Here is a 16,589-nt window from a genome sequence, read left to right as displayed (position 1 = left end):
GAGCAGCAGGGCACTTCGGCGGCGAAGCGCCCTGCTGCTCCGGGTGAGGTGTCCTGCGTCTCTGCGCGCCTGCCGCGTCCTACCGCGCGGGCGTTACGTCCCGGACCGCGTCGACCAGCCACATCCGGGCGTCGCCCACCCGGTCCGGGTCGGTCAGTTCGGGGACCGGGCGGTCGTGCCGGGCGGCCAGTTCGGTCTGCGGGGTGATGCGGGCCGACCAGCCGTGGGCGGCCAGCCAGGCGCGGGGGTCCTCGACGGTGGAGTGCCAGGAGGCGCCCACCTTGCGCAGCCTTTCGTGGACGGCGCGGAGCTGGGGGAGGTCGGTGTACGCCTGGTTGATGTGCTCCAGGGCGAGCCGGCTGCCGGGGGCGCAGAGGTCGCCCAGGCGCTTCAGCAGGAGGTCGGTGTCGGCCGGTTCGAGATACATCAGCAGGCCCTCGATCAACCAGGCGGTCGGCTGCTCCGGGTCGAAACCGGCGGCCAGCAGCTCGGCCGGCCAGTCGTCGCGCAGGTCGGCGCGTACCGCCGTCCGCTCGCAGGAGGGCTCGGCCCGCTGCACGCCGAGCACCGCTTCCTTGAAGGCGGACAGCCCCGGCAGGTCGATCTCGAAGAGCCGGAAGCCGTCCGGCCAGTCCAGGCGGTACGCCCGGGTGTCGAGCCCCGCGGCGAGGACGACCGCCTGTCGGCAGCCGGAACGGGCCGCCTCGCGGAAGTAGTCGTCGAAGAAGCGGGTGCGCAGCACGAAGTGACCCTGGTTGAGGCGGCCCGCCTCCGCGACCTGGATCCAGCCGACGGCGTCGACGAAGGCCTGGGCGTACGGGTCGGCGAAGAGCCGGTCGGTCCTGGCGTCCTCGGTCGCCCTGGCCTGCGCGATGATCACCGCGGTCCGGCTGACGCCGCTGGTGGGGCGGGAGGAGGCGCCGGGCGGAGCGGGAGGGGCCGAGGCGTCGGCCGCAGTGGGGTGGGCCGACGGGGTGGCGGTCGGCGGAGCGGGGGTCAGCGGCGTGCTGGTCATGGGCGGATGTCCTCCGGGGTCAGGTCGGTGTCCATGGTGAGTCGGTAGGTCGCGCGGTACACCGGCCCGTCGAAGGCCACCCGCATGAAGGTGTCGCGCAGCAGGCAGGCGAGGGGGCTTCGGAAGCGGCTGAAGGCCGCGTTGGCGCGGGACCGGCGGGCGATCTTCCGGGTGCGGGCGATGCGCCGTTGTCCGTAGGCGGCGAGGGCGCCGGCCGGGGGGCCGCCACGGGCCTTCGCCAGGCACTGGGCCAGTACCACCGCGCCCTCGATGGCCTGGTTGGCGCCCTGGCCGAGGTTGAACGTGACGGGCTGCGCGGCGTCACCGACCAGGGTGACGCGGTCGGTGCTCCAGCGGGGCACCGGGTCCCGGTCGACGACGTCGACCGGAAGGATTCCGCTGTCCTCGGTGGCCCCGATCAGCTCGGGAACGGGGGAGGGCCAGTGGCCGAACTCCCGCAGCAGCGCCTCCCGGATGCCGGAGCCGAGGTGCGGGGCGCCTTCCGCGAGACGGCGGGCCGGGCCGTCGCAGAGGACCGCGTCCCAGTACACCGAGTCGTCGTCGGTGCGGTAGTAGACGAACCAGGTGCCCTCGCCGAAGGTGTTCACGAACACCCCCGGGGGGACCGCGCTGTGCGGCAGCGCCGCCGATCCCTGACAGGCCGTCATGCCCACCCGGTGCGGGGCGGGTTCGTACGGCATCAGCTGTGCGCGCACCGTCGAGCGCAGGCCGTCCGCGCCTACCAGGAGGGGGCCGCGTACCGCACTGCCGTCCTCGAAGCGGGCCGTCACCCCGTCCGGGGTCTCCGTGAAGCCGGTGCAGCGGGCGCCCAGCCGCAGGTCGTCGCCGACCAGTTCGGTGAGCATGCGGTGCAGGGCGGGGCGGGCGACCGTGTACGCGGGGGCGCCGTACGCGCGGGCGCCGTCGGTGAGTGACCAGTCGGCCAGCTTGCCGCGCGGCCGGGAGGCGAAGCGATAGCGACGTAACTCCGTTCCCACCGCGTCGAGTTCCTTCTCCAGGCCGATGGCGCGCAGGGCGAGTACGGCGTTGTGCCAGATGACCAGGCCGTTGCCGGAGGCCGCGGTGCGCAGGGCGGGGGCGCGTTCGTACGCCTTCGCGGGGATGCCGGCGGCGCGCAGGGCGAGCACGGTGGTCAGCCCGGCGATGCCACCGCCCGCGACGATGACGTCGCCGCCCGCACCGCCGTTGTCGCGGAAGTCGTCGGCCATCGGGTCTCTCCTCGGCTCGGGGTCGGTCGGGAAGGGTCGGTCGGGAATGGGTGGAAGGTAGGCCCCCGTCGGGGCCGCCGTCTTCCCGCCGCGGTGCGAACCAGGTCGCCCTCCGCGCGGGGGAGAACCCCTCCGCCGGGAGGAGCGCACCGCACCCACGGGGGGAGATCTCCTCCCCGGTGAGGAGGGCCGATCTCGCCCGGCGGCCGGAAGACCGGGCCCCGCCCGCCCGGGCACGCTGACTGCCGTCCGCCACCGGAACGAGGGCCGGCGGACATCCGTACGCCGCCCAGGAACCGACCGTCCGCACGGGAAGCCCGCACGGGAATCCAGCACGGGAAGCCCGCACGGACAGGGCGGCGAGAGCAGAGAGGCATTCCGATGGAGCGATTCGCGATCAGCTTCCACGTCAAGCCGGGTACCGAAGAGGTGGTCAGGGATCTGCTGGCCACCTACACCCCGCCGGAGTGGGAGACCCCCGACGGGGCCCGGCTGCTCGGCACCTCGATCTTCATGAAGGACGGTCTGGTCGTCCGGTTCATGGAGATCGACGGCGGGCTGCCGCGGGTGATGGCCCACCTCGCCAGGCAGCCCGCCATCCAGGAACTGGAGCGCAAGCTCGACGAGTTCCTGCTGGAGCCGCGCGACATGAACTCACCGGCCGGCGCCCGCGCCTTCTTCCAGCGGGCCATGATGGAGCACGTCACCACCCGCGTCGCCGTCTTCGACGGGCCGGACGCATGAGCGCCGGCCGCACCCTGCTGGTGACCGGAGCGACCGGCCGGCTGGGCGGTGCGACGGTACGGGCCCTCGCCGTGCGCGGGGACCGGCTGCTGCTCACCGGGCGCAACACAGCCCGCCTCGACCAGCTCGCCGCAGAGGTCAACAGCCAGGCAAACGAGGGGAGTTACCCGCCGGGCACACAGGTGCGGACGCTCACCGTCGACGCCACCGAGCCGGAGGGCGCACAGCACGCCGCCGCGGAGGCGGTCCGCGGGTTCGGCCCACTGGACGGGCTGGTGCACCTGGTGGGCTCCTTCTCCGTGGGGCCCGTGATGCTCACCGACGTCTCCGCCTACGAGGACGTGCTGCGCGCCAACTTCCTGTCCGCGGTGGTCGCCACCCAGGCGGTACTGCCGCACCTGGGCGAGGGCGGCCGGCTGGTCTACTTCGGCACCCCGCTCTCCGACCAGCCGCTGGCCGCCATGTCGTCGTACGCGGCGAGCAAGGCGGCACTGGTCGCCTGGATGCGCTCGGCGGCCCACGAGGTGAAGAAGCGCGGCATCCACGCCAACGCGATCTCGCTGACCCTGGTGGAGACCCCCGAGATGCGCGCGGAGATGCCGCAGGTGGACCCGGACCTCACGGTGGACGCCGAACTCGTGGGCCACGCCGTGCGGTTCCTCACCGGGCCCGACTCGGAGGGGATGTACGGGAGCGTGGTCCCGGTGGTGGGGAAGTTCGGCTTCACCTCCGCGCTGGCGGGCGGACCGCCGCCCGGAGTGCGGGGCACCGCCGGTGCGGGTGCCGGTGCCGGAAGGCCGGGTCGGTGAGCGCGCCGCAGGCCCGGGTGGTCTTCCTGATCAGGGTCCCCGCCGAACGGCGGCAGGACTTCCTGGACGCCTACGACAAGATCCGCTTCCTGGTCGCGGAAGGGGTGCCGGGGCACGTCAAGGACCAGGTCTGCCAGTCCGCGACCGACCCCGAGCAGTGGCTCATCACCAGTGAGTGGCGCCGGCTGGCCGACTTCGAGGCCTGGGAGGAGACCCAGGCCCACCGCGATCTGGTGAAGCCGATGCGCGACTGCTTCACCGAGGCACGTTCGCTCCGCTTCCACATCCGTACCTCCACGGCACACGAAACCGCACACGAAGGAGACACCCCATGACCACCACCCAGGACCCGGCCCAGGCCCTGCACACCGAACTCACCGCCATGCTCGCCGCGGTCGGCCTCGACCCGGCCCTCGGCGAGGCCGCCTTCGAGCGCACCTTCGACGCCCTGGGACTGGACTCGCTGGCCCGGGTCGAGCTGGCCAGCCGGATAAAGAGCCGGTTCGGCGTCGACATCGAGGAGCAGATCGAGCCGGAGAGCACCCCGGCCGACATCGAGGAACTCATCGGCGTCCTTCCCACCGTCACCGTCTGACCCGCCGGCTCCGACCGGCCGCACAAGACACCCAGAGACACCCGGAGACACCGAAGAGCCCTCAGAGACACCGAAGAGCCCCCAGAGACACCCAGCAAGACCCGCAAGAGACTCGCAACAGACACGCAAGGGACAAGGGTTACGTGATGATCGGGCACACCGACAACTCCATCGACATCGACGCTCCCGTCGGTTTCGTCTGGGACCGGACGAACGACCTGCGCCGCTGGCCGGAGCTGTTCTCCGAGTACGCGAGCATCGACATCCTCGAAGAGACACCGAACTCGGCCACCTTCCGGCTGACCATGCACCCGGACGAGCAGGGCCGGGTCTGGTCCTGGATCTCCTCGCGGCACTGGGACCGGGACGCCCTGGTGGCCAGGGCACGACGGGTGGAGACCGGGCCGTTCGAGTTCATGAACATCAGCTGGACCTACGAGCAACTTGCCCCCGACCGCACCAGGATGCGCTGGGTGCAGGACTTCCACATGAAGCCGGAGGCGCCACTGGACACGGCGGCGATGACCGACCGGATCAACCACAACAGCGGCGTCCAGTTACGGCTGATCAAGGAGCGGGTCGAGCGGGCCAGGTGCACGGTGGTCGGCATGAGCGACGTACCGTCGAACACGAGGCGTGGCGGTGACCTGCGGACCCTGCTCGCACCCGCCAACTCCGGTACGTCCGCCGGTTTCTGCGGCGCGGTCCGGCTGGCGCCCGGCGAGGGCGTCTCCGAGCACTACCACCCGTACTCCGAGGAATACCTCTTCGTCGCCACCGGCGAGCTGCGCGTCGACCTCGACGACGAGGCGGTCAAGGTCGGCGCCGAGCAGGCCCTGCACATCCCCCGCGAGGTGCGCCACCGGCTCACCAACACCGGGGACACCGAGGCCCTGGTGGTCTTCCAGATCGGCCCGCTGGCCCCTGAGCCGCACCTCGGCCACGTGGACACCGAGCCCTACCCGGACGAGCGGCAGCAGGCGGTCGCCCGATGAGCGCACGGACGCCTGCGAGCACACGGACGCCGACGAGCACCCGGACGCCGACGGGTACACCGGGCGGCGCACGCGAGCCCGCCCGCCGGGCCGTCGTCACCGGTATCGGGGTGATCGCCCCCGGCGGCTCCGGGCGCGAGGAGTTCTGGCAGCGCATCACCAGCGGCAAGTCGGCCATTCGCACGGTGAGTTGCTTCGACCCGGCTCCCTTCCGGTCGCGGATAGCCGCCGAGTGCGACTTCGATCCGGCCGCGCACGGGCTGAGCCCCCGGGAGATCCGGCGCACCGACCGGTTCGCCCAGTTCGCGCTGGCCTCCGCCGCGGAGGCGGTGGAGGACGCCGGGCTCGACCTGACGGCTCCCGGCACGGACACCGGGCGCGTCGGGGTCAGCCTCGGCTCGGCGGTCGGCGCGTCGATCACGCTGGAGGAGGAGTACGTCGTCGCCAGCGACCACGGCCGCGAATGGGAGGTGGACCCGGGCCACCTGATGCCGTTCCTCTACCAGGCGCTGGTCCCGTCGAGTGCCGCGACCGAGCTGGCCGTACGGTTCGGGGCGCGCGGCCCCGCCGCCGTGGTGTCCACCGGCTGCACCTCCGGCATCGACGCGATCGGGCACGCGCTGCGGCTGATCGAGGACGGGGAGGCGGACGTCATGATCGCCGGGGCGTCGGACGCCCCGATCACCCCGATCACGGTGGCCTGCTTCGACGCCATCCGGGCCACCAGCCCGCTCAACGACAGCCCCCAGGAGGCCTCCCGGCCCTTCGACGCCGACCGCAAGGGCTTCGTGCTCGGCGAGGGCTGCGCGGTGCTGATCGTGGAGGAGCTGGAGCACGCCAGGGCCAGGGGCGCCCGGATCTACTGCGAGGTGGCCGGCTACGCGGCCCGCGCCAACGGCTTCCACATGACCGGACTGCGCCCGGACGGGAAGGAGTTGGGCGAGGCGGTCAAGGACGTGATGAACCAGGCCCGGCTCGACCCGGAGGACCTCGGCTACATCAGCGCACACGGCTCGGGCACCCGGCAGAACGACCGGCACGAGACCGCCGCCTACAAGTACGCGCTGGGGGACGCGGTACGCCGGGTCCCGATCAGCTCCATCAAGTCCGTGATCGGGCACTCGCTCGGCGCGATCGGCTCCATCGAGATGGCCGCCTGCGCGCTGGCCATCGACCGGTCGGTGGTGCCGCCCACCGCGAACCTCACCACCCCGGACCCCGAGTGCGACCTGGACTACACCCCGGTCACGGCACGGGAGACGACGGTGCGCCACGCCCTGTCGGTGGGCAGCGGGTTCGGCGGCTTCCAGTCCGCGATGGTGTTCTCCGAGTTCTCGGAGGCCGCACGGCCCGCCGGGTCCTCCGGCCGGAAGGTGGCGACATGAAGGCACGAGTGAGTACGGCGACGGGCGCACGCCCGCCGGTGATCACCGGCATCGGGGTGGCCGCACCCACCGGTGTCGGTGTGCGCGCCCACTGGGAGCGCACCCTGGAGCGGGTCGGCCGGATCTCCCCGGTCGAGTCCTTCGTCGCGGCCTCTCTGCCCTATCCGCCCGCAGGGCAGATCCCCGACGCGGACTTCGACGCGAGTGACCACGTCGACAGCAGACTCCGGGTGCAGACCGACCGCTGGACCTGGCTGGCACTGGCGGCGGGCCGGCTCGCGTTCGCCGACGCCGGGCTCGATCCGCAGGAGCACGATCCGTTCGAGCTGTCCGTGGTGACGGCGAGCTCGTCCGGCGGGAACGTCTTCGGGCAGCGCGAGATCCACAACCTGTGGAAGGAGGGGCCGCACGCGGTGACCGCGTACCAGTCGATCGGCTGGTTCTACGCGGCGAGCAGCGGCCAGCTCTCCATCCGCGACCAGCTCAAGGGCGCCTGCGGGGTGCTCGTCGCCGACGGTGCGGGCGGGCTCGACGCACTCGCCCAGGCGGGTCGGCTGATCCGGCGGGGCACCGGGGCGGTGCTGGTCGGCGGTACGGAGGCGCCGCTGTCGCCGTACGCGATGGCCTGCCAGGCCAAACAGACCACGTTGAGCGGGGACAAGGACCCCGCGACGGCGTACCGTCCGTTCGCTGCGGACAGTGCGGGGCACGTGCCGGGCGAGGGCGGCGCGCTGTTGGTGGTCGAGGACGCCGAGTGGGCGGAGCGGCGGGGCGCACCGGCCCCGTACGCGCGGGTGCTGGGCACCGCGGCCACCCACGACGCCCATGACCCGGTACTGCCCGCACCCGGCCACCGGGAACTGGCGCGTGCCCTGCGGGAGGCGATCGCGCGCGCCGGGCTGACCCCGGCGGAGATCGACGTGGTCTTCGCCGACGCCGCCGGGGACCGTGAGCTGGACCGCCGGGAGACGGACGCCCTGGTGGAGGTCTTCGGCCGGCGCGCGGTGCCGGTCGCGGTGCCCAAGACGGCCACCGGGCGGCTCAACTCCGGTGGCGCGCCGCTTGATCTGGCCTGGGCGGCGCTCGCGCTGACCCACGACACCATCCCGCCGTCGGTCAATCTGAACCCCGGCCAGGACGACGACCTGGACGTGGTGACGACCGCCCGCGAGGGGGCCGGACTGCGTACCGCGCTCGTGGTGGCCAGGGGCGTGGGCGGGTTCAACTCGGCCGCGGTGCTGGGGCTGCCGGAGGGAGGAAGGCGGCAGATCTGACGGAAGGGTGCACAACTGCGGGCCGTGGGGCGGGAGTTGCCCCACGGCCCGCAGTGCTGTGCTCGGGAAACACGCTCAGGGCACGCGCCCGGGACCCCCGCTCAGGACACCACGTCCTTGCGGGCGAACCCCCGGAACGCCAGTGCCAGGAACACCATCGAGTACGCCAGCGACAGCGAGACCCCCTGGGCCATCTGCGACCAGGCGATCTCCGGCCGCAGCGCGTCCAGCCAGGCGTACTGCCAGTGGGTCGGCAGGAAGTCCCGTACCCCGCCCAGCGCGGTGACCGCGTCCAGCATCGTCGACACCACGGTCAGCCCCACCGCGCCGCCGACCGCGCCCAGCGGGGCATCGGTCACCGTGGAGAGCCAGAACCCCAGGGCGCCGACCAGCAGCAGGCTCCCGTACACATAGCCGATGATCACCAGCACCCGCCAGGCGATCTCGGAGCCCGGCATGGTGCCGCCGCCCGGCAGCCGCACACCGCCCCAGCCGTACGCGGCCGTACCGGCGGCCAGCGCGACGGCTGCCAGCAGCAGCACCGTCAGCGCGCTGTACCCGAGCGCCACTACCAGCTTGGTGAACAGCAGTCGGGCGCGCGGCACCGGGGAGGCCAGCAGATAGCGCAGCGACGACCAGCCCGCCTCGGCGGCCACCGTGTCCCCGCAGTACAGGGCGATCACCACCGGCAGCAGAAAGCTGATGGAGGCGAACAGGGTGAAGGCGAGGAAGTTCGGCCCGGAAGCCGTCGCCGTGGTCACCAGGGCGGGGCTGCCGCCGTCCGGGTCGCTGGGCGAGCCGCCGACGGCGAACGCCAGCAGCAGGAGCAGCGGGAGCAGGGCGACCAGGGCGAGCACCACCAGGGTGCGCCGCCGCCGCAACTGCCGTACCGCCTCCACCCGCAGGGGCAGCGTGGTCCGGCCGCGATAGCCGGGCGCGGCAGGCTCAACAGGGCTGATCCGGTGGGTGGTGGTCATTTCTGTTCGCCTCCGGTGAGGGTCAGGAACGCGTCCTCCAGGCGGAGGTGGTCGCTGGTGATCTCGCCGACCTCGCCCGCCGCGACGAGCCGGCCCCGGTCCATGACGACCAGGTGGGTGCAGCACTGCTCGACCTCCGCGAGGAGGTGGCTGGAGACGACGACGGTGCGGCCGGTGGCGGCGTAACGGGTCAGCACGTCGCGCATCTCGCGGATCTGGCCCGGGTCGAGGCCGTTGGTCGGCTCGTCGAGGACGAGCAGGTCGGGCAGGCCGAGCATGGCCTGGGCGATGGCCAGGCGCTGACGCATGCCCTGCGAGTAGGTGCGTACCGCGCGGTCCAGCGCGGTGCCGAGGCCGGCGACGGCCAGCGCCTCCTCCACGTGGGCGTCGGCGGTGGGGCGCCCGGTGGCCCGCCAGTACAGGTCGAGGTTCTGCCGGCCGGTGAGGTGCGGCAGGAAGCCGGGGCCCTCGACGAACGAACCCAGCCGGGAGAGCACCGGAGCCCCGGGGCGCACCGGGTGCCCGAAGATCCGCAGCTCGCCGTCGTCCGGGTGGACCAGTCCCATCAGCATCCGCAGGGTGGTCGTCTTGCCCGCCCCGTTGGGGCCGAGCAGCCCGAGGACCTGGCCGCGTTCGACGCTGAGGGAGAGGTCGCGGACCGCGTAGTCGCCGCTGCCGCCCGCGTACCTCTTGCTCAGTGCCTCGATCCGCAGGGGTACGTCGGCGAGTCCGGGGTCCGGCGCGGGCGTCGAGCCGCCCCGGCGCAGCGGCAGCAGCAGTACGGCGGCCAGTACGAGGGCGGCGGCGGGCAGCACCGGCACCCAGCCGGGAGTGGCGTCGCTCGCCGGTGCGGTGAGGCCCGCCACGGTGGGCACGGTCAGCGCGCCGGCGCGCACCTGGTGGGTGGCGGGCGCCGCCGGGGAGGCGTAACCGAAGTCGGTACTGGAGACGACGAGACGCATCCGGTGCCCGGCCGCGAAGAGGTGGTCGACGGCGGGCAGCGTGACGCGCACTGTGCCACTGCTCAACGCCCTTATAGGAGTGACGAGTTGCTGGGGCAGGGTCTGGCGTCCGTCCGGGGCGGCGTCGTACAGCTTGACGAAGAGGACCGCCTCGCGTTCGGTGCGCACGGTGAGGTCGAGGGTGGGGGAGCCGGTGAGGTGGAGGGGCTGGGTGAGCGGCGGGGCGTCGAAGGCGGCGTGCTGGCCGACGGGGGCGGCGGAGGCGGGGCGGCCTCCGGCGGGGCCGCCGACGCCGGGGCCGTCCGCGCCCGGTGCGCCGCCCACGCCTGCGGGGAGCTGGGACAGGGCGGCCAGCGCGCCGAGTCCGGGGCCGCCGGTGAGGGTGGGGGGAGTGCCGCCGGGCGGGTTGATCAGGATGCGTGGCGCGGGGTCGAGGGGCACGGTCCGGCGGGCGGTGCCGTCGAGGCCGGGGTAGCGGTCGGCGGTGGCGCCCTGCGGGGCGGCCTCGTCGTCGGCGCCGGGGCCCGCGGTGGCCGCGCCGGCGGTGCGGCTGACGCGGAAGGCAGGCCCTGCGGCGGGGGACTTGGCGTCGGCGGGCCCGGGCCCCGTGGGCCGGTGCTTGAGATACGCGTCGAACCAGGCCACCGTACGGTCGGCGATCCTCGGCTCCTCCCGGTCGCCGCCGTCATGGCCGCCGGCGATCCAGTCCACGGCGACGGGTGCGCCGTTCGCCGCGACGGCGGCGGCGAGGGCGTCGCCCTGGCCGAGCGGGAAGAGGGAGTCGGTGCGGCCCTGCACCACCAGTGTGGGCACGCGGATCCGTTTGCCGTACGTCGCCGGGCTCACCGACCGCAGCAGCTTCGAGGTCCGTTCGTCCGCGCGGCCGTGCGCGGCCGCGCGGACGAAGGCCGCGCACACCTCCGCCCCGAAGCGTCCGCACTGCGGGTCGCGGGGGTCGGTGAGGCCCTGAGCGAAGAAGACCCCGGCCCACAGCTTCTTGAACACCCCTTGCGGGAACAGGGCTTGCTCCAGGTCCCAGTAGGTGACCGACGGTACGAGCGCGTCGATGCGGCGGTCCCGCGCGGCGGCCAGCAGCGACACCGCGCCGCCGTAGGAGCCGCCCGCCATGCCGATCACCGGGTCGCCGGTCCGGTCGAGGGCGACCTCCGGGCGGGTGGCCAGCCAGTCGACGAGTCGGACGGCGTCGGCCACCTCGCCGTCGGCCGCGTTCAGCCCGATGCGTCCTTCGGAGGCGCCGAACCCCCGGGCGGAGTAGGTGAGTACGGCGTAACCGGCGCGCGCGAGCCGCTCCGCGCGGTCCCGCTCGCTGTCCTTCGTACCGCCGAAGCCGTGGGCCAGGAGCACGGCGGGACGCCTGTCCTTCGCCGCTCCTCCCGCCCTGCCCGAGGGCAGGTAGTACGAGGTGTCGAGGCGGATCCCGCCCGCGCCGGTCAGGGTGCGGTCCTGGCGGTGCACGGGGGCGGGGTCGTCCTCCGCGGCGGCGACCGTCCAGGTCAGGACGGAGGCGGCGCAGAGCAGCGCGGCCAGCAGGGCCATGGCCAACGGCCTGGTGCGGAGGCGTAATTGGGGCCGGTGCGGCCTGAATGAGGGCATGGCGAAGCAACCACCTTTCGGATGGGGGGAGTTGAGGGAGGCCGGTCGGAGTGGCGGGGCAGGGTTTCTGCGGGGGCGGTCAGCCGTTCATCGGAAGCCGCACCCGGAACGTCGCCCCCTTCCCGGGACGCGCCTCGACCTCGACGGTCCCGCCGTGCGCCGCGACCGCCGCCGCGACGATCGCGAGCCCGAGCCCGGACCCCTCCTCGCGGGATCCGTCGGGCAGACCGCGCGCGCGGGCGGGATCGGCCCGGAAGAAACGCTCGAAGACATGGGCGGCCTCCTCCTCGGTGAGCCCCGGCCCCAGATCGGCAACCTCCAGCACGGCTGCCTCGGAAACCTCGACCGTGGTGGGCCGGTAGGCCCCGGAAGCTCCGGCCGGTCCGGAAGCCACGGCTGTCTCGGAAGCTCCGGCCGCCCCGGAGGCCCCGGCCGCCCCGCCAGCCCCGGGCTCCCCCGATGCCCCGGCCCCCCTCCCGACCCGTACCCATGCCTCCGTCCCCTCCGGGGTGTGGTGGCGGACGTTGGCCAGCAAGTTGGCCAGCACCTGGCGCAGTCGGTCCGCGTCGCCGCGTACCACGACGGGGCCGCCGGGGCCGGTCTCCAGCAGCAGCGGGTGGCCGGGAGCGCGCACCCGGGCGTCGTCGACGGCCTCCGCGGCGAGTGCGGACAGATCGACCGGGGCCAGGGCGAGCGGAAGACCCTGGTCCAGTTTGGCGAGCAGCAGCAACTCCTCGATCAGCGAACCCATACGGCGGGCCTCCGACTCGATCCGCCGCATGGCGTTGGCCAGGTCCTGGGGCCGGTCCGCGGCCCCCCGCCGGAACAGCTCCGCATATCCCCGCACGGTCGCCACCGGCGTACGCAGCTCGTGCGAGGCGTCGGCGACGAAGCGCCGCAGCCGGTCCTCGGAGCGCTGCCGCTGCACGAAGGCGGACTCGATCTGCCCGAGCATCGCGTTCAGCGCCGCGCCCAGCCTGCCGACCTCGGTGCGCGGACCGGCCGCCGGGATCCGCCGGGCCAGATCGCCGTCACCGATCGCCGCGGCCGCCACCGCGATCGACTCCAGGGGGCGCAGTCCGCGACGTACCGCACGCCAGGACAGCAGCGTGACGGCCAGCAGGGCCAGTACGGCGGACGTCCCCGCGACGACCGCGGTACGCCGGACCAGCTCGTCGGCGCCCGAGGTCCGCATGCCCACCAGCAGGATCCCGTCCGGTCGCGCGGAGCTGTGCAGCAGCCAGTGGGTGTCGCCGTCGGCGGTGTCCGGCACCTGGTGGAAGGCGCCCCCGCTCGGGTCGTCCGCGGTGGCCGCCCCGGGCCACAGCCCGGACGGCAGGGTGGCGGGCAGATCCGGCCGGGAGCCGAACCCGGAGGTCTGCACGACCTGCCCGTCCGGGGACCTGAGCTGGAAGAACGAGGGGATGTCGCCCTGTTCCGCGGTGGCGCCCCAGACGGCGGCCAGCTGGTCGCCCTGGCCGCCGGTGACACCGAGCCGGGCGCCCGGCGCGTCACCGAGCGTGCGGTGCAACTGCCGGGCCGCCGCCTGGAGGACCTCGTCGCTCTGATCGTGCCGCCAGTCCTGGAGGGCGCCGAAGGTCGCCCCGACGGACATCACCATCCCCAGTGCCAGCAGCCCGGCCAGCACCAGCACCAGCCGCACCCGCAACGTCATCGCGCGTCCGCCTGCGGCCCGGCACCGGGCCCCGGCTCCTGAACCCGTACGACATACCCGATCCGCGGCACCGTCTGGATCAGCGCCGGCGCGAACACATCGATCTTCCGCCGCAGGTACGAGATGTACGTCTGGACCACCGCGTCGCTTCCCCCGAAGTCGTACTCCCAGACGTGGTCCAGGATCTGACGCTTCGACAGCACCCGCCCCGCGTGCGCCACCAGGTACCGCAGCAGCTTGAACTCGGTGGGCGTCAGATCGACCGGCGTCCCGTGCCTGCGCACCTCGTGCGCCTCGTCGTCGATCTCCAGGTCCGCGAAGACCAGCCTGGCGTGCTCCCGCGGATGCTTGGAACGGCGCAGCACCGCGCGGATCCGGGCTATCAGCTCCTCCAGGCTGAACGGCTTGGTGACGTAGTCGTCGCCCCCCACCGTGAGCCCGGCGATCTTGTCCTCGGTGGCGTCGCGCGCGGTGAGGAAGACCACCGACGCCTCGCAGCCCGCGCTGCGCAGCCTGCGGGTGGTGTCGATGCCGGAGCCGTCCGGCAGCATCACATCCATCACGATGAGGTGCGGACGGAAGGACTCCACCTTGCTGACGGCCGTACTCCCGGTGCCGGCCACGGCCGTCTCGAACCCCTCGTAGCGCAGAGCGGTGGCGACGAGGTCCGCCAGATAGCTCTCGTCGTCGACGACCAGGACACGCAGTTTCGTTGAGTTCACGCCCCAAGTGTTGCCCGGGCCGGGCGAGTTCGGCGGTGCGCGGGCACATTGACAGAGATCTCTCAGAACGCTCCATGGGGCGTCCCAGAACTCTTTGCTGATCTGGTGTCATGAAGAAGCCCGCCATGGAAAAACTCTGTGACTTCGTCCTGGGACGGAGGCGACTCGTACGGACGCTCGTCGCGGTTCTGCTGCTGGCCGGCGGCGGCGCCATCGGCCTGCTCATCCCGAACATGGACGAGCGCAACGCCTACCCCGGCCTGCCCGGCTACGAGGCCAACCAGCAGATCGCCGGGACCTACGGCAGCGGCGGCTACGAGCGCCCGTTCGTCCCCGTGGTCACGCTCCCCGAAGGGCAGCGCGCCGATGACCCCGCGAACACGGCGGCCCTCGGCCGGGCCTTCGACGCGGCGGCCGCGAAGATCGACGCCCGGGTCGCCTCCTATGCCAACACCCACGACGAGCGCTTCCTCGGCGAGAGCGGCCGGACCACGTTCGGGCTGGTCTTCGGCGGCCCCGTCGAACAGGGCGGACTGCCCGGCAGCGCGCTCGGCGAGGCCCCCGCACACGGGCCTGTGATCGCGGACGCGATGCGCGGAGAACTCCCGCCGGGCTCCGAGGTGCAGGTCACCGGCCTGGACGCGCTGGCGACCGGCGCGGACGCGGGCGGCCTCAACGTACCGGTGAAGCTGGTGGTCACGATCGGGGCGGCGATCGTGGTGCTGCTGTACGTGTTCCGCTCCGCGCTCGCCTTCGTACCGCTGCTGACCGCACTGGTGGCGGTGCCGGTGTCGTTCCTCGGGCTGCTGGCGGTGAGCCCGTTCATCGCGGTGCACGAGACGACGGTGATCATGCTGCCGCTGTTCGGGGTGGGCATCGCCATCGACTACGCGCTGATCCTGGTCACCCGCTGGCGCGAGGAGGAGGCCAAGGGACACCACGGCGACGAGGCGGTCCGCCGGGCGATGGCCACCTCCGGGCACGCCGTGGTGTTCTCCGCGGGTGCGGTCGGCATCGGCCTGGTCACCATGGTGCTGCTGCCCATTCCGCTGATCCGCAGCCTGGGCGTCGGCGGGCTGATGGTCACCGCCGCGAGCGCCCTGATCTCGCTGACCCTGCTGCCGCTGCTGCTGTCCTCCTCCTCGCGCCGGCTGGCCCGCCGCCGGGAGGCCGGACGGCCCGAGCGGGCGGCCCTGGCCAAGGAGGCGCGGGCGGGCCGCTTCTGGACGGGTGTCGCCCGCCGGGTGGTGCGCTTCCGTCTGCTGACCGCCGCCCTCAGCGGAGCGGCCCTGCTCGCCCTCTCGGTCACCGCCGTCGGCCTCAACCTGTCGGTGCCGACCACCGACCACCTCGCCGACTCCGGCGCGGGCCGGGCCGGACTCACCGCGCTCACCCAGGACGGAACCATCCCCTCCGGCACCCTGACGTCCTTCGACGTGTACGTCCCCGCAGGCACCGACCGGGCAGCCGTGGCCGCCACCCTGCGCGACACCGACGGCGTGTACGCGGTCGCCGCCCCGCAGGGCCCCGCCTGGCAGAAGGAAGGCTCCGCGCTGCTGACCGTCCTGCCCCGCGACGAGGGCGGCACCGCGGCGGGCGAGGACACCATCGCCCGGGTCGTGGACGCGGTGCCCGACGGGGTGCTCGTCGGCGGCAACGTCACCCAGCAGATCGACTACGTGGACGTCACCTACACGGCCTTCCCCTGGATGCTTGCCGCACTGTCCCTGGTGACGTACCTGATGCTGGCGCGCGCCTTCCGCTCGCTGCTGCTGCCGCTGAAGGCGATCCTGCTCAACCTGCTGTCGCTGGGCGCGGTGCTCGGCGCGATGGTGATCCTGTGGCAGTGGGGCTGGGGCACCGAGGCGCTGCTCGGCATCACCCCGGACGGCTCGATCGGCACCTTCGTACCGGTGACGATCTTCGCGTTCCTCTACGGGCTGTCCATGGACTACGAGGTGTTCATCCTGGCCAGGATGCGCGAGGAGTACGACCGTACGGGCTCGACCAGGGCGGCGGTCATCAACGGTGTCGGACGCACCGGACGGCTGGTCACCTGCGCGGCGCTGATCCTGTTCTGCTCGTTCGCCTCGATGGCGTCCGGAGGCGAACTCGACGTCTCGATCTTCGCCTCCGGCATCGCGCTGGGCATCCTGCTGGACGCCACCCTGGTCAGGGGCCTGCTGGTGCCGGCGGTGGTCGCCATGATGGGCAAGTGGAACTGGTGGCTCCCCGACTGGGCCGCCCGGCTGCTGCGGGTCGCTCCCTCGCCGGTGCGGGAGGAGGCCGCGTGGGACGAGGACGGGGACGACGGGGAGGGGCCCGGTGGTGACGGTTGTGGCGGGGACGGTCCTGGCGGGGACGCGGAGCACGGGCCGGCCGGACGCGCCGCCCCCGCGGGCGGCGTGCCGGGCCTCCAGCGCAGCGACGCCTAGGGCGGGGGGGGGGGGGGGGGGGGGGGGGGGGGGGGGGGGGGGGGGGGGGGCGGGGGGGGGGGGGGGGGGGGGGGGGGGGGGGGGGGGGGGGGCGGGGGGGGGGGGGGGGGGGGCCCGGGGGGGGGGGGGGGGGGGGGGGTGGGGTGTGAGTGCGGGCG

Annotated in this window: 14 protein-coding genes; 8 read left to right on the top strand and 6 right to left on the bottom strand. The window is 73.5% G+C overall.

Annotated elements, in window-relative coordinates; genetic code table 11:
• Nucleotides 1–79 precede the first annotated feature (79 nt).
• Together ACIA73_RS26910 and ACIA73_RS26905 are read right to left on the bottom strand one after the other, a co-directional pair.
• On the bottom strand, nucleotides 80–1,015 hold the full coding sequence (locus ACIA73_RS26910) for an SAM-dependent methyltransferase (protein ID WP_399441314.1): 936 nt from the start codon (nucleotides 1,013–1,015) through the stop codon (nucleotides 80–82).
• Nucleotides 1,012–2,244 (bottom strand): FAD-dependent oxidoreductase, encoded by a 1,233-nt coding sequence (locus ACIA73_RS26905; RefSeq protein WP_399441312.1) that lies wholly within the window; start codon nucleotides 2,242–2,244, stop codon nucleotides 1,012–1,014. Before ACIA73_RS26905 ends, ACIA73_RS26910 begins: the two co-directional genes overlap by 4 nt.
• Nucleotides 2,245–2,625: 381 nt before the next feature.
• Between ACIA73_RS26905 and ACIA73_RS26900 the strand changes: the two genes are divergently transcribed.
• The 7 genes from ACIA73_RS26900 (at nucleotide 2,626) to ACIA73_RS26870 (ending at nucleotide 8,046) form a co-directional block, all read left to right on the top strand.
• Nucleotides 2,626–2,988 (top strand): SchA/CurD-like domain-containing protein, encoded by a 363-nt coding sequence (locus tag ACIA73_RS26900; RefSeq protein WP_399441311.1) that lies wholly within the window; start codon nucleotides 2,626–2,628, stop codon nucleotides 2,986–2,988.
• Entirely contained in the window at nucleotides 2,985–3,797 is an 813-nt protein-coding gene (locus ACIA73_RS26895) for an SDR family NAD(P)-dependent oxidoreductase (protein ID WP_399441310.1), read from the top strand. The genes ACIA73_RS26900 and ACIA73_RS26895 overlap by 4 nt, the downstream gene beginning before the upstream one ends.
• Nucleotides 3,794–4,132, top strand: coding sequence for an antibiotic biosynthesis monooxygenase family protein (locus tag ACIA73_RS26890; protein WP_399441308.1), 339 nt, complete (start codon nucleotides 3,794–3,796; stop codon nucleotides 4,130–4,132). Before ACIA73_RS26895 ends, ACIA73_RS26890 begins: the two co-directional genes overlap by 4 nt.
• Entirely contained in the window at nucleotides 4,129–4,392 is a 264-nt protein-coding gene (locus tag ACIA73_RS26885) for a phosphopantetheine-binding protein (RefSeq protein ID WP_399441307.1), read from the top strand. Before ACIA73_RS26890 ends, ACIA73_RS26885 begins: the two co-directional genes overlap by 4 nt.
• Nucleotides 4,393–4,538: 146 nt before the next feature.
• Entirely contained in the window at nucleotides 4,539–5,387 is an 849-nt protein-coding gene (locus ACIA73_RS26880; protein WP_399441306.1) for a cupin domain-containing protein, read from the top strand.
• On the top strand, nucleotides 5,384–6,772 hold the full coding sequence (locus ACIA73_RS26875) for a beta-ketoacyl-[acyl-carrier-protein] synthase family protein (RefSeq protein WP_399441305.1): 1,389 nt from the start codon (nucleotides 5,384–5,386) through the stop codon (nucleotides 6,770–6,772). The genes ACIA73_RS26880 and ACIA73_RS26875 overlap by 4 nt, the downstream gene beginning before the upstream one ends.
• Nucleotides 6,769–8,046, top strand: coding sequence for a beta-ketoacyl synthase N-terminal-like domain-containing protein (locus ACIA73_RS26870; RefSeq protein ID WP_399441304.1), 1,278 nt, complete (start codon nucleotides 6,769–6,771; stop codon nucleotides 8,044–8,046). The genes ACIA73_RS26875 and ACIA73_RS26870 overlap by 4 nt, the downstream gene beginning before the upstream one ends.
• 101 nt (nucleotides 8,047–8,147) lie before the next feature.
• Here ACIA73_RS26870 and ACIA73_RS26865 read toward each other — a convergent pair whose 3' ends face one another.
• From ACIA73_RS26865 to ACIA73_RS26850, 4 genes are all read right to left on the bottom strand, one after another.
• Nucleotides 8,148–9,023, bottom strand: coding sequence for an ABC transporter permease (locus ACIA73_RS26865; protein WP_399441303.1), 876 nt, complete (start codon nucleotides 9,021–9,023; stop codon nucleotides 8,148–8,150).
• A complete protein-coding gene (locus tag ACIA73_RS26860; protein ID WP_399441302.1) occupies nucleotides 9,020–11,599 on the bottom strand; it encodes an alpha/beta fold hydrolase in 2,580 nt (859 codons plus the stop codon). Before ACIA73_RS26860 ends, ACIA73_RS26865 begins: the two co-directional genes overlap by 4 nt.
• A gap of 79 nt (nucleotides 11,600–11,678) precedes the next feature.
• Nucleotides 11,679–13,274 (bottom strand): sensor histidine kinase, encoded by a 1,596-nt coding sequence (locus tag ACIA73_RS26855; RefSeq protein ID WP_399441301.1) that lies wholly within the window; start codon nucleotides 13,272–13,274, stop codon nucleotides 11,679–11,681.
• Nucleotides 13,271–13,996, bottom strand: coding sequence for a response regulator transcription factor (locus ACIA73_RS26850; protein ID WP_399441300.1), 726 nt, complete (start codon nucleotides 13,994–13,996; stop codon nucleotides 13,271–13,273). Before ACIA73_RS26850 ends, ACIA73_RS26855 begins: the two co-directional genes overlap by 4 nt.
• A 110-nt stretch (nucleotides 13,997–14,106) precedes the next feature.
• Between ACIA73_RS26850 and ACIA73_RS26845 the strand changes: the two genes are divergently transcribed.
• On the top strand, nucleotides 14,107–16,431 hold the full coding sequence (locus ACIA73_RS26845; protein ID WP_399441299.1) for an MMPL family transporter: 2,325 nt from the start codon (nucleotides 14,107–14,109) through the stop codon (nucleotides 16,429–16,431).
• The last annotated feature ends 158 nt before the right edge of the window (nucleotides 16,432–16,589 follow it).

Origin of the sequence: Streptomyces sp. NPDC051561 (genome assembly GCF_044454195.1) — a bacterium.
GTDB lineage: Bacteria > Actinomycetota > Actinomycetes > Streptomycetales > Streptomycetaceae > Streptomyces.
The sequence above is the reverse complement of the archived record's forward strand: the minus strand, read 5'-3'. Positions and strand labels throughout refer to the sequence as shown.

Coding starts and splice junctions, on each gene's coding strand:
- ACIA73_RS26860 (WP_399441302.1), bottom strand. CDS start 11,599: ATGCCCTCATTCAGGCCGCACCGGCCCCAATTACGCCTCCGCACCAGG.
- ACIA73_RS26875 (WP_399441305.1), top strand. CDS start 5,384: ATGAGCGCACGGACGCCTGCGAGCACACGGACGCCGACGAGCACCCGG.
- ACIA73_RS26880 (WP_399441306.1), top strand. CDS start 4,539: ATGATCGGGCACACCGACAACTCCATCGACATCGACGCTCCCGTCGGT.
- ACIA73_RS26900 (WP_399441311.1), top strand. CDS start 2,626: ATGGAGCGATTCGCGATCAGCTTCCACGTCAAGCCGGGTACCGAAGAG.
- ACIA73_RS26910 (WP_399441314.1), bottom strand. CDS start 1,015: ATGACCAGCACGCCGCTGACCCCCGCTCCGCCGACCGCCACCCCGTCG.
- ACIA73_RS26895 (WP_399441310.1), top strand. CDS start 2,985: ATGAGCGCCGGCCGCACCCTGCTGGTGACCGGAGCGACCGGCCGGCTG.
- ACIA73_RS26845 (WP_399441299.1), top strand. CDS start 14,107: ATGAAGAAGCCCGCCATGGAAAAACTCTGTGACTTCGTCCTGGGACGG.
- ACIA73_RS26905 (WP_399441312.1), bottom strand. CDS start 2,244: ATGGCCGACGACTTCCGCGACAACGGCGGTGCGGGCGGCGACGTCATC.
- ACIA73_RS26865 (WP_399441303.1), bottom strand. CDS start 9,023: ATGACCACCACCCACCGGATCAGCCCTGTTGAGCCTGCCGCGCCCGGC.
- ACIA73_RS26885 (WP_399441307.1), top strand. CDS start 4,129: ATGACCACCACCCAGGACCCGGCCCAGGCCCTGCACACCGAACTCACC.
- ACIA73_RS26855 (WP_399441301.1), bottom strand. CDS start 13,274: ATGACGTTGCGGGTGCGGCTGGTGCTGGTGCTGGCCGGGCTGCTGGCA.
- ACIA73_RS26870 (WP_399441304.1), top strand. CDS start 6,769: ATGAAGGCACGAGTGAGTACGGCGACGGGCGCACGCCCGCCGGTGATC.